We start from the raw sequence: 11,916 nt of genomic DNA on the forward strand, positions 1-11,916 counted from the left end.
CTATTCCACCTTGCACAAGAGGCACAGCGCATAGCTGGCCATCGGATCATTGAAGTTCAGCAGCATGTCGGCTTCGCCTTTCAGCTTCATGGTCGTCTGCATCACCGGCGACAGGCTTTGGGATGCTTGCGACTTGAAGTCGATGCCCAGGCTGGAATTCAGGATGTCTGCGATCATCTGGTCCCATTTGCTTGGGAAATCGCGGTAGAAGACAACGTCATAGTCTTCAATGCCGGCTGCGGTTGCCGCGGCAGCAACAGCGTCACCAAAGCCGCCCAGATGGTCGACAAGGCCCAGCTCTTTGGCTGTGGAGCCAACCCAGACACGTCCCTGGGCAATCTTATCCACGTCTTCAACTGTCATGTTGCGGCCTTCTGCGACCAGCGACAGGAACTGGCTGTAGCCATTCTCGATAGACTGCTGGATCACATCCTTGGTCATGTCAGACAGCGGCCGTGCGGTAGAGAAGGCGCCTGCCATCTCGGTGGTGCCCACGCCGTCCGTATAGACGCCGGCTTTCGCCAGTGTATTCTCGAACGTCGGGATCACGCCGAAGATGCCGATGGAACCGGTGATGGTGGAAGGGGCAGCCCAAATTTCGTCAGCGGTCGCGGAAATCCAGTAACCGCCTGAGGCTGCAACGGGCCCCATGGAGGCGATAACCTTCAGGCCTTGTTCCTGTGCCGCGACCAGCTCCTGCCGGATCAGTTCGGATGCGAAGGCTGACCCGCCAGGGCTGTTGACCCTGAGTACAATCGCGGCAGTGTTCGGGTTGTTGCGCGCGTTGCGGATATAGCCCACAAGCGTTTCAGCCGCGCTTACGGTGATCGGGCCATCGCCCATCACAATCTGGCCCTGGGCCGTGATCACTGCGATCTCATTACCGCCACGGCGGCTTTCCTGCTTGGCCGCGAGATAGCTCTGATAATGGATTTGCTTGAAGGTGTTGCCGCCGCCTGGATTTTCGCCGAATTCCTCTTTCAGGGCATTCCGCCAAACTGTGCGCGGCGCCAGCTCATCCACCAGGCCGCCGTTTTGCGCCAGCTTGGCAAAATTGCCTTCCGCTTCCCGCAACCGGTCGGGCAGGTTGTTGATGCTGTTTGTCAGTGCACCAGCCTCAAGGCCGCGCGCTTCCACAACGGCACCCTCATATTGTTCCCACAGGCTGCCGAGGAACGCCAGGTTGGCTTCCTTTGCCGCCGGTGACATATCGTCCCGGATGAAAGGCTCAACGGCGGACTTGTAGGTGCCCACACGGAACACATTCACATTGGCCTCAAGCTTTTCAAGCAGGCTTTTGAAATAGGTCGGATAGAAGCCATAGCCGGTCAGGAACACGTTACCCGCCGGGTTCATATAGACCTTGTCGGCTTCAGCGGCCAGCAGGTAGCTGGCCTGGCTGTAGGCGGTTGAGAGTGCATAGACCTTCTTGCCGCTTTCCTTGAAATCGCGAATGGACTGGGCGATCGTATGCAGGTGGCTTGGGCCGATGGGGCCGAGCGAGTCGGTGATCAGTGCCACAGCCGCGATGCGGTTATCGGTTTTTGCCAGCTTGAGCGCACCTGTGATGTCATGGATGCTGGTTTGGGGCGGCTCGCGGTTGAATTCGGACGCAAAGACCGCATCGAGCGGGTCTGGATATTCAACCTGCTCAACAATCGCGCCGGCTGGATCAAGCACCATCACGGCGCCGTTCGGCACGCTGACGCGGGGTTCGCCCCTGCTTGACAAGGCCAGGACGATCCCGAACATGGCGAAAAGGGTCAACATCCCGAGGGTAAGGGTACCCAGTCCCTGGATGAATTTGAAAATAGTCTTAATGATTTCCCACACGCCCTTCATACGGAGCTTCTCCAAACCTTGAAATATGCCAGCAAAAATGCCTTCTTAAGTATGAAAGTGCGACCTCAGACCGCTAGCGTCAAGGGTGGCTCGCGAGAATGTGCCCGCTTTTGAAGAATTAATGAGAAAAAACTAAGGAAGACAGCAAATGACCAGTCATGTTCCAGAGGTTCCTGTAAGCCATCATGCCCGGTCGGCCAGCGTTGCCGACGATGTGGATTTCGAGATCAAGGGCCACGAAATGCAATTTGTGGAGGTCGAGCTGGACCCGGGTGAATCCGCCATTGCCGAAGCCGGCGCCATGATGTTCAAGGACCAGTATATTGGCATGAGCGCTGTGTTTGGCGACGGGTCCGGCCAGGACGGCGGCTTCATGGGCAAGCTCCTGGGGGCAGGTAAGCGCCTGCTGACCGGGGAAAGCCTGTTTACCACGGTGTTTACTCATGAAGGCGGCGGCAAGGCGCGTGTGGCGTTCGCGGCCCCATACCCAGGGAATATCCTGCCCATCAAGTTGACGGACTATGGCGGGCGGCTGATTTGCCAGAAGGATGCGTTTCTGGCGGCGGCGCGCGGTGTGCAGGTGGGCATCCATTTCCAGAAGAAAATCCTGACCGGCCTCTTTGGTGGTGAAGGCTTCATCATGCAACGGCTGGACGGTGACGGCTGGGCCTTCATTCATATTGGCGGCACGCTGGTTGAAAAAGAGCTCAAGCCCGGCGAAGTGCTGCATGTGGACACTGGCTGTCTGGCGGCCATGACTGATACAGTCGACATGGATGTGGAACGCGTCGGCGGTATTAAGTCCATGGTGTTCGGCGGCGAGGGCGTCTTCTTTGCGCGCCTCCAAGGGCCGGGCAAGGTATGGCTGCAAAGCCTGCCATTCAGCCGGCTAGCAGGCCGCGTTCTCGCCTGCGCGCCCCAGCATGGTGGCAAAGACAAAGGCGAAGGGTCTATCTTGGGCGGTGTTGGGCGTATGCTTGACGGCGACAACTTCTAGGGTGGCTTCGGCGGTGGGCCTGCGCATTCAGGAACATAGGACCCTTTATCGGGACGAGCGCTTTTTCGCAGCTTTCCCCTGTGTTGTGACCTTGCCGGACGGTGGGGTAATCCTGTCTTTTCGCCGTGCGCCGGATCACCGCTGGATGCTGGGCGAGCATCGTGATGAGCATTTCGACTCTGTCGATCATCTGCATTTCCGCTCGCACATAGCCTGCGTGAAGCTGGATGAAACGCTTGCGCCAATTCAACCGGTCAAAATCCTGCCCCCTCATGCCGAAGCGGCGGATCAGGACGCCAATATGTTTCTGACCAGCACAGGCCGGCTGATCCAGTATGGTTTTCTCTGGTATCCAGTGCCGACTGCGGATGCGAACCGACTGATGGACCATGGGTTGCTGGGGTTCAGACGACCGTCAGAGGATGGCGAAGCCTATCTCAACTGGGGTGGCTACACGCGGTTCAGTGATGATCTCGGAGCCAGTTGGTCTGATCATCAGATGGTGCCGGTGGATGATAAAACTTTCGATTTCGGCTATCGCCATCGCCCGGGCGGTGCAGCGCTGCGCGGCAGAATGATTGAACAGGGTGACGGCACGTTGATGGTCGCTGGCTACCAAGGGCGTCTTGAAGGTCGACCATATACCGCGCTCAGGGTTTTCAAGTCGTTGGATATGGGGGCGAGCTGGCAGCTGAACCCTGATGTTGTCGCCATGGATGATATTGGTTTGCAGGAGCCGGCCCTTGCCCCTTGGCCTGCAGGCGCGATATCCGTTTTCAACCGAACCTCGGAAAATGACGACAGGCTGGTTACAGCCAGATCGGACGACGGGGGCGCGACGTTCGGCCCCCCGCAGACCGTGGAGGTCAAAGGTCATCCTTATGACCCGTTCGTGCTGCAGGATGGCCGGCTTTTGTTGGTATATGGCTACAGGCACGCCCCCATGGGGGTCAGGGCCCGTTTGGTTGCGCCCGGGCAAGCGATTGAGGACGCATCCGAGGTCATTGTCAGGGACGATAGCCCAAGCCGCGACACGGGTTATCCGTCGGCAACCCAACTCGCGGATGGACGAATTGTAATTGCCTACTATATCACGGACGAGAGAGGCATACGCGGCATCGAATGTACGGTGCTGGAGATTGATTAAGGCGGGGCTTTATGACCATTGAAACAAATGATGATCTTGTGGCTGCAGGATACAGAACCTGGGGCGACGTGGACCCGTTTGAGGACCTGATCGGCCCCTTCTACCTGAAGGACAATGGCGACGGCACACACCGGTCGGCCTTCGTGGCGGAAGCCGAACGGCACTGCAACGCGGGCGGCATGCTACATGGCGGCCTGTTGATGAGCTTTGCGGATTTCGCCCTCTTCGCCATTGCGAAGGAAGCGCTGGGCGGCTTTGGCGTCACGGTTGCTTTCAACAGCGAATTCGTTTCCGCCGGGCAGGCGGGGGAATTGGTCGAGGCAACAGGCGAGATCACACGTGACACGCGGTCGCTGATTTTCGTGCGTGGTAAAATCTTTTCCGGTGACCGCACGATCATGGCCTTCAGCGGTATTATCAAGAAGGTCAAGGGCAGGGGCGAGCATAAAGGCTGATCGGATTAGCTTTCGGCAATCCGCACCATTTCGCCAATGTCTGTTAGTTTTTGGCGCGGAGCACCTTCTGCGGCCATGGCTTCTTCTGATGCTTCGATCTTCTTCCAGTCCTGAAAGGTTACAATGTGCAGGTCTCGTTCCTTGACAAGCGCATCCAGACCTGCCCGTCCCGGGCGGCCTGCGGGCCTGACCTCAGCGAGAATCTTTTGCGCGACTTCAGCGCCGTCCGGCTTGTTGGTGCCGATAGTGCCGGTGGGGCCGCGTTTGGCCCAGCCGACACAGTAAAGGCGCGGGCCTATCAGGCCGTCTTCATTTTCAAAGCAGCCATAGCGTTCGTCGTAAGGCACATCCGGGATCGGGCTGGTGCGGTAACCGATGCAGGGCACCACAAGGCCCGTTGGCAGAACTTCGGTTTTGCCGGTGCCAACGCATTTGCCGTCTTCGACCTTGGTTTCTTCCAGCCGCAGACCGCACACGCACTCGTCGCCCAACACCGCCATGGGGCGCAGGAAGAATTTCACATGCAGCCGCACAGGTTTACTTTCGGGGTCCGCTTGCGCCATCTGTCGGAGCGCCGCCATATTCTTGCGCTGGGCGCCGGTCATCATGTCGTCAATGTCTTCGCTTGGCAGTTGGTTGCCGTCCACAAGGGCCACGCAGTTTTCCAGCTGGTTCAATTCGCCCAGTTCCTTGGGCGTGAAGCTGGCCTCAAGCGGCCCTCGACGACCCAGAATGTAAATGTCGCGGATGGGAGAGCCATGGATTGATTTGGCAGCGTGGGGGGCAAGGTCGGTTTCCGCCATTTCGCTGGCAGTCTTGGCCAGGATACGGGCCACATCAATCGCCACATTGCCGTTGCCGATAACAGCCACGGATGCCACCCGCAGGTCCGGGTTCAGGTCTTTGAAATCGGGGTGGGCATTATACCAGCCGACGAACGGGCCGGAGCCGATCACGCCCGGCAGGTCTTCACCGTCAATACCCAGCGAGCGGTCCTTGGCGGCACCTGTCGCCAGAACAACAGCGTCATATATGTCGCGCAGTTCGGCCAGCGTGACGTCACGCCCCAGGGAAAGGTTGCCAACGAAGCGGACATTTTCACGCTGGTTGGTGGCTTCATATCGGCGGGAGACATTCTTGATGGACTGGTGATCGGGCGCGACGCCCGCGCGGATCAGGCCGAAGGGGGTTGGCAGGCGATCGATAATATCGACCCGGACATTGGCGTCATTTTTGGTGAGCGCCTCTGCGGTATAATATCCCGCTGGGCCTGCGCCAATCACAGCAACCGATAGCGTGTCTGATCCATTCGCTGCGCCTTCAGTCACCATATGTCCCTCCCTTATATTTGAGGAAAGCATGCCATGATTTCCTGCGTGGGCCAAGAGGCCGTAGCAGGTGATTTGGCCCCCACTTTCTGGTAAGCTCACTCGGGGTTCAACCTGATGATAGGAAATCGGGGCCTATGAAGGGCCATAGGGGGAATTATGAAGTCATTGATTGCACCAGCGGTGTGCCTTGCCGCGATTGCGGGCGTTCACACCTTGCTGCCCACAACGCCGCTTGAGGACGGCGTCAGCTTTAGCTTCAATCCTGGCGAAGTGCGCCAGAATATCTGTGGCCCGATCGGGTCCAAGCGGGGCAGCCTGTTCCGTCCGGATATTGCCCACCTGATCGCGAGCGCCGTGCAGGCCAGCGATACGGCTGATGCATCTGTGCCGTTGATTGCGGGGCTGGATCACCGGGCATTCCCCATCTCAAGCAAAAGCGCCGAAGCACGTGCCTATTTCAGGCAAGGTTTCGCACTTCTTTACGGCTTTAATCACTGGGAAGCCATCCGGGCCTTCAAAACGGCCCAGATGCTGGACCCCGATTGTGCAGCTTGCTATTGGGGCGAAGCCGTGGCCTTGGGGCCCAATATCAACGCGGGGATGGACGCTGACGCCAACGAAAAGGCCCTGACGGCCATCGCGCAGGCCGTTGCGCTGAAAGATAAGGCCGATGCGCGTGAACAGGCATTGATTGATGCGCTTGCTGTGCGCTACCGGGCGGGCATGGATGTGGACGCGCAGGGATACGCAGATGCCATGGCGGCTGTAGCGGCCCAGTTCCCCGATGATCAGGATGTGGCGACCCTTTATGCCGAATCTCTGATGGACCTGAGCCCCTGGGATTATTGGGAGCGTGACTTCACCACGCCGAAGGCGCATATCAGGACTGCGCTTGACCAGATTGAAAAGGTGCTGGGTGCCAACCCGGACCATTACGGTGCCATCCACCTGTATATTCATCTTTATGAAGCCAGCACGATGGCGACAAAGGCGGAACCCTATGCCGACAGGCTGGCAGGGCTTGCGCCTGGTGCCGGGCATCTGGTGCATATGCCGGGGCATATCTATTTTCGGATTGGCCGCTATCTGGACAGCCTGGATACCAACATCGATGCGGTGGCGGTGGATAAGGCCTATCTGGACAGTGTGAGTGGATCGATGCTCTACCGGTACGGCTATTACCCGCATAATGTTCATTTTGTTCTGGTCTCGGCCCAGATGGCGGGTGATGAGGATGTGGCGCTGGATTATGCCAGCCGTCTGGACCCATTGGTGCCCACAGAAGTGCTGGCCCACGCCGAATGGATCGCGCCGATCAAAGCAGCACCCTATTTTGCCTATGCCCAGTTTGGTGACCTGGATGAAGTATTGGCACTGCCGGACCCCGGCGATGCGGTGCCGTACCTTAAGGCCATGTGGCACTATGCCCGCGGCGTGAAGCTGGCCGAAGCAGGGGACGCACGCGCAGCCGTTGAACAGGCCGCGATCGATGCGCTGATGAGCCATGAGAAGATTACCAGTGCGGGTATTCCGGCCGCGAGCATTCTGAAGCTGGCCAGCCTGACCATTGCGGGCAAGTCGGCAATGAAGGCGGGCACGCCAGATGCGGCTGTCGCACTCTTCACTGAAGCGGTGAAAGTGCAGAACAGCATGGGCTATACCGAACCACCCTTCTGGTACTATGCTGTGGAGCAAAGCCTGGGCGGTGCGCTTTTTGAAGCCGGACGGCTGGATGAGGCGGAACAAGCCTTCAAGGCCAGTCTGGTGCGCCATCCGAACAGTGCCTGGTCGCTATACGGCCTGATGCGGACGCATGAGGCGCAGGGCCGTAATGCCGAAGCTGCCGCGATCGAAGCGTTACTGAAAAACGCAAGCCGTGACATGGAAGGTGTGGCCCCAATTCGCCTCTGACACGCAGAAAATATGGCGTTCCCAAAGGGGCCTGCGGGCCTCTTTTTTGTGACCTGAATTAAATATATGCCAACTTTGGTTGATCTCAGATTTATCTGCTGTAGGTTGTATCATTAACTCTTTTTTAACCATGGTGAAAAGCCCCAGCCAATCGCTTTTTACCGTATACAAGGGGGATACCTTACATGCCGATTGTTATCGACAGTGACGTAAACGGAAACTTGGAGTTTGACGAAGGTGATGATGACATCACCGTTGTCTCGGGCGTGACCGTTACTGGCTATATGAACCTATATCTTGGCGACAATGATATTCTGACCAACAATGGCACCATCTATTATGCGGGTGATTATGAAGGTCTGCCAGCGGTGCTTTCGGGCGCCAGCGATACCTTTACCGTCTTTAATAACGGGTCCATCATTAGTGACCTGATGATCGATTTCGGTGAGCCGGTCCGTTGGGATGCCGGGCTGGCATCCTACCGAGGCGACATGGTGCTGGTGAACAGCAGCGAAGGTCTGATTTCCGGCGGGCGTTTTGGCGTCGAAATCAGGGTCGACTGGGATGAAAATGGCGTGGAATACACGTCAGCTCACGCCAGCATCACCAACTATGGCGAAATCATTGGCGGCGACGACGGTATCCGCATGCATGGTGGTACCGTCGATAATTGGGGAACAATCCATAGCGACGGTTCCTTTGATCTCTCTGTAATTGGCTCGGTGTTTGCTGCGTATGATGGTATCTCGTCCTATGCGATAGCCTCAACTGACGAGGCAGACATCGCAGCAGGGCTGACCACCATCAACAACCATGAAGGCGGTGTGCTGGATGGTATCCGCGCAGGCGCCATGCTCTCTGGCGGCGGCCATGTGGTCAATGATGGCCTGTTCACCGGCGGCGAAGCAGGGATCGGTGTTCAGGGCATCCAGCCGGACGGCAGCGACATCCAGTCTCCGTTCAGCCTGGTAAACAATGGCGTGATTGAAGGCCGCGGTGACGGCAGCGGCGACGGCTTAGGCCTCGTGGATACTGTGGGCGTGGGCCTGTTCGGCCTGATCGGTGACGCCAGCATTGAGAACAACGGTCTGATTGCCAGCGCGGATGACGGCATTTTCGCCCTGAGCTCGGTGTCGATCGTGAACGGGGAAGATGGCGTGATCGAAGCGGATACAGATGGCGATGGCGAAGGCTACGCCATTCTGTTGTCGTCTCTTCCTGATGAGGTATCCAGCGTTGACGATACGGTCGTGAACTACGGCCTGATCGACGGTGATGTTTCCTTGGGTGCGGGCGACGACAGCTTCACCTTCGGCCGGGGCGGTGAAGTGAACGGCACTGTTTCAGGTGGCGAAGGTGCCGATGTCTTTGTCTTTGAGAAGAAAGCCGATGGCGGCGTCATCAGCGACTTCGAAGATGGGGTCGACCTGATTGACCTGTCTGACCTGCCGAAGGGGCATGTGAAACACATGGATGTCTCACAGGAAGGCGATGATACCTATATCACGGTAGGAAAGACGCTGATCATCCTCGAAGATTTTAATGCCGGCAACATCAGTGCCGATGACTTTATCTTCGGCTAGAGCCCAAGACCAGGCAGTATCTGCCATAACGGAAAAGAGGGCCGCGCGGCCCTCTTTTTTTGTTATGTGATGGTGGTTTAGTTGCTGGCTGGCGTGCCTGTGGAAGCAACTGTCTCCAGCTTCAGCCCGAATACATCCTGCCAGGTTTGTGGTGTGATGCCGTTCAGGGCTTCTTCTGTCATCGGCACTAGTGAGCGCATGCTGATGCGCATCGGTTGCGACTGGGGTGCCATATAGGCCTGGATGACGTCAGCCAGGTTTTCAGGCGCGCCTTCACCCAGCGCGGGCGCCGTTTGCGCGATCGCCATCATGGTGAACTGCTCGCGCAATTGGTCTTCCGGCATCCCGGAAAGCGCTGAATAGACCTTCAGGCTGCGTGAGATTAGGCCCTGGTCTTCAAGGCCCAACGTCAAGTCGACGCTGTCATAATAGCCTGTGTAGACGCTGAGCGCCTCAAGAACCTGGGCGAACGGGTCCTGCTGCGGTGGCATTTCCCCGTCAGCGGCACGGAAGGCTTCAAGCATCTGCTCGGTTTGGTAGGCCAACAGCTTTTCTGACATCCGGGCGGCATCAATGCCGCCAATTGTGCCTTCACTTTGAAGCTTGATCAGCTTGTCCAGTGCCAGGGTCGTGACTGACGTGACCGCATCGGTCGCTTCATCAAACTGTGTGCGGACCTCCATGTCGAGCCGAATGGTGTCCAAGTCAGCCAGGGTGAGGATCTGCATCGCCTGCGGTGAGGTGTTCTGCACGCCCTTCAGTTCGAACGCGTCGATTTTCATGGTACCCCCCAGAACAAGGTCAGCCGGGCGGACAAGGTCTTTTATTGAAATCTCTTTGAACGACATCGCCATGCCCTGCATCGGCATATCGAATTTGAAATCCTCAATCTTGAAGGAGTCGATACCCATATAGTTGAGGGAAGCCTTGGCGAGGGACGCAGCAGCGGCCATTTCCAACGCATCGCCTGATCCTTCCTCGCCTTCCGGGGCCCTGTTCATCGCTATCAGGTCTTTGATCCAGCCAATGCCAAAGCCCGTGACCTCGTAGCGCCCCAGCGTGAAGGCCCCATTGTTTGCTGCATTCAGCACGAAGTCATCGATCAGAAATTCATTGACGCGCGTTTGGTCATCATTGGTGGCCATGCGTGCTGTGTTTAGGGACATCATAACTTTCTGCGAAGGGTTATTCGCAGGCGTGCCTTCCATTTTGGCGCCCTGAAGTTCAACAAGCGTGAAAGGCCAGTCTTTCAGGGTTTCTTCCTGGAAGGCAGCCATGACAGCGGGGAGATCTGCGCCCCTGACTTCACCGGATTCCAGGGAAAATGAGCCATCCTTCTCGCTAAAATCTAAACCTTCGATGCGAAAGCCGTCGACGGTGGCGCTGCCCGCTATGGGGTTGAAGCCAATATCCAGGTTGACCGACTTGACCGTTGCCTCACCGTCCGGCCTTTCCGGATTGATAACCTTGATGCCTTCAATCATGGCTGTCCCGGACAGCAGGTTGGCTTTCAGGCTGTCATATGTGACATCTACTTTGAAATCCGGATTGCTGATGAAGCTGTCAACTTGCGCCTGAACCTGGGCTTCAAAGCTGTTTGCAAGATAGAAATAGCCACCGATAGCGGCGGCCCCGACCACAGCAGTGGTCAGGATGGCTGTACGTCCCATGTGCGTTACCCCCTAGAGAACTGATATATGTAGCGGCAGCATAGAAAGTCGTCAGGGATACGTAAACCTATGTTTTATTCAGGAAAGCGGGCAGGGCCGCACGGTGACGCGCAGCCCTGACACGCGTGCCTGACTACTTAAAACGTGGCAAGAGGCCGCCAACCCGTTTTTTATAGTCGCGGTAGGTATCGCCGAACTCGGTGATCAGGTCGCGCTCCTCATAATGCAGCCCGACAAGGATATAGACGGTCATGCCGACCGCCAGCGTGGCGCGGCCCACTGTCATGTCCGGTGTTGCCACCATGGCAATCAGGACACCGGTCTGGATCGGATGGCGCACCACCTTATAAAACATGGGGGTGACGAATTCCTTGGCCCCTGCGTCCGGATCGTCTGGCTTGAAGCTTTGTTGCAGGCCAAACAGATGGTTGTGGTTCAGCATATAGGTTGCCGCCAACGTGAAGGCCCAGCCGAAATAATAGATGCCGGTGATCACCAGGCGCGCGGTCTCGTTTTCCACAAGCCAGATGCTGCCTGTCATGGGCTGCCAATATTGCGCCATCACCATGATGACAATGGCAGTCATCAGCACATAGGTGCTGCGTTCAGCCGCCGGCGGCAGCAGCGCGACCAGCCGGCTTTTAAAGCTTTGCCGGGCCATGACCGTGTGTTGAAGCCCGAACAGGACAATCAGTGCCACATTGATCGCGAAGGCCATCATCGGCCCCGTTGGCGCCGTGTTGGCGTGGTCGATCCCCAGGCTCATGTATTCCGGCAGCAGGAGGCCGATGTGGTTGTTGGCAAACAGAATGAAAAGGACAAGGCTTGCAACGCCCAGGACATAGCAGACCAGGCCGTAAGCCATAATGATAATGCGTGACATGTTTCAGTTCCCCTTTGGAAGGTGCTCCACTGGTTACTCAAAACTGTCTTCCATATTTCCCCGCCGGTGACTGTGCCTCAAATCACAGGGGCAGGCG

The 11,916-nt window shown here is 57.3% G+C and carries 9 protein-coding genes; 5 read left to right on the forward strand and 4 right to left on the reverse strand.

Annotated elements, in window-relative coordinates; all coding sequences use genetic code 11:
• Entirely contained in the window at positions 1 to 1,842 is a 1,842-nt protein-coding gene (gene sppA, locus B3Z17_RS00890; RefSeq protein WP_286828171.1) for a signal peptide peptidase SppA, read from the reverse strand.
• A gap of 148 nt (positions 1,843 to 1,990) precedes the next feature.
• Between sppA and B3Z17_RS00895 the strand changes: the two genes are divergently transcribed.
• From B3Z17_RS00895 to B3Z17_RS00905, 3 genes are read left to right on the forward strand one after another with little or no spacing between them, the layout of a single operon-like run.
• Positions 1,991 to 2,839, forward strand: a complete 849-nt coding sequence (locus B3Z17_RS00895; protein WP_286828173.1) for a TIGR00266 family protein — start codon at positions 1,991 to 1,993, stop codon at positions 2,837 to 2,839.
• Complete coding sequence (locus B3Z17_RS00900; protein ID WP_286828174.1) at positions 2,820 to 3,986, forward strand: sialidase family protein; 1,167 nt, start codon at positions 2,820 to 2,822, stop codon at positions 3,984 to 3,986. Before B3Z17_RS00895 ends, B3Z17_RS00900 begins: the two co-directional genes overlap by 20 nt.
• 11 nt (positions 3,987 to 3,997) lie before the next feature.
• Positions 3,998 to 4,441, forward strand: a complete 444-nt coding sequence (locus B3Z17_RS00905; RefSeq protein WP_286828176.1) for a PaaI family thioesterase — start codon at positions 3,998 to 4,000, stop codon at positions 4,439 to 4,441.
• A 5-nt stretch (positions 4,442 to 4,446) separates the two neighbouring features.
• Here the strand turns inward: B3Z17_RS00905 and B3Z17_RS00910 are convergent, their stop codons facing one another.
• Positions 4,447 to 5,772 (reverse strand): FAD-dependent oxidoreductase, encoded by a 1,326-nt coding sequence (locus B3Z17_RS00910; RefSeq protein WP_286828177.1) that lies wholly within the window; start codon positions 5,770 to 5,772, stop codon positions 4,447 to 4,449.
• 156 nt (positions 5,773 to 5,928) lie between these two features.
• Between B3Z17_RS00910 and B3Z17_RS00915 the strand changes: the two genes are divergently transcribed.
• Together B3Z17_RS00915 and B3Z17_RS00920 are read left to right on the forward strand one after the other, a co-directional pair.
• Positions 5,929 to 7,683, forward strand: coding sequence for a tetratricopeptide repeat protein (locus B3Z17_RS00915; RefSeq protein ID WP_286828178.1), 1,755 nt, complete (start codon positions 5,929 to 5,931; stop codon positions 7,681 to 7,683).
• A 185-nt stretch (positions 7,684 to 7,868) separates the two neighbouring features.
• Positions 7,869 to 9,266, forward strand: a complete 1,398-nt coding sequence (locus B3Z17_RS00920; RefSeq protein ID WP_286828179.1) for a hypothetical protein — start codon at positions 7,869 to 7,871, stop codon at positions 9,264 to 9,266.
• Positions 9,267 to 9,343: 77 nt separating this feature from the next.
• Here B3Z17_RS00920 and B3Z17_RS00925 read toward each other — a convergent pair whose 3' ends face one another.
• Together B3Z17_RS00925 and B3Z17_RS00930 are read right to left on the reverse strand one after the other, a co-directional pair.
• Positions 9,344 to 10,936: a hypothetical protein gene (locus tag B3Z17_RS00925; protein ID WP_286828180.1), complete on the reverse strand. Its 1,593-nt coding sequence runs from the start codon at positions 10,934 to 10,936 to the stop codon at positions 9,344 to 9,346.
• Positions 10,937 to 11,069: 133 nt separating this feature from the next.
• Positions 11,070 to 11,819 carry a methyltransferase family protein gene (locus tag B3Z17_RS00930; RefSeq protein ID WP_286828181.1) on the reverse strand — a complete coding sequence of 250 codons (750 nt, stop codon included), beginning with the start codon at positions 11,817 to 11,819 and terminating at the stop codon, positions 11,070 to 11,072.
• Positions 11,820 to 11,916 lie beyond the last annotated feature (97 nt).

Origin of the sequence: Kordiimonas sp. UBA4487 (assembly GCF_002389025.1) — a bacterium.
Lineage (GTDB): Bacteria > Pseudomonadota > Alphaproteobacteria > Sphingomonadales > Kordiimonadaceae > Kordiimonas > Kordiimonas lacus.

What these genes read in the sequence shown, in the direction of transcription:
- sppA (WP_286828171.1), bottom strand. Translation starts at nt 1,842, where the DNA reads ATGAAGGGCGTGTGGGAAATCATTAAGACTATTTTCAAATTCATCCAG.
- B3Z17_RS00895 (WP_286828173.1), top strand. Translation starts at nt 1,991, where the DNA reads ATGACCAGTCATGTTCCAGAGGTTCCTGTAAGCCATCATGCCCGGTCG.
- B3Z17_RS00905 (WP_286828176.1), top strand. Translation starts at nt 3,998, where the DNA reads ATGACCATTGAAACAAATGATGATCTTGTGGCTGCAGGATACAGAACC.
- B3Z17_RS00910 (WP_286828177.1), bottom strand. Translation starts at nt 5,772, where the DNA reads ATGGTGACTGAAGGCGCAGCGAATGGATCAGACACGCTATCGGTTGCT.
- B3Z17_RS00915 (WP_286828178.1), top strand. Translation starts at nt 5,929, where the DNA reads ATGAAGTCATTGATTGCACCAGCGGTGTGCCTTGCCGCGATTGCGGGC.
- B3Z17_RS00920 (WP_286828179.1), top strand. Translation starts at nt 7,869, where the DNA reads ATGCCGATTGTTATCGACAGTGACGTAAACGGAAACTTGGAGTTTGAC.
- B3Z17_RS00925 (WP_286828180.1), bottom strand. Translation starts at nt 10,936, where the DNA reads ATGGGACGTACAGCCATCCTGACCACTGCTGTGGTCGGGGCCGCCGCT.
- B3Z17_RS00930 (WP_286828181.1), bottom strand. Translation starts at nt 11,819, where the DNA reads ATGTCACGCATTATCATTATGGCTTACGGCCTGGTCTGCTATGTCCTG.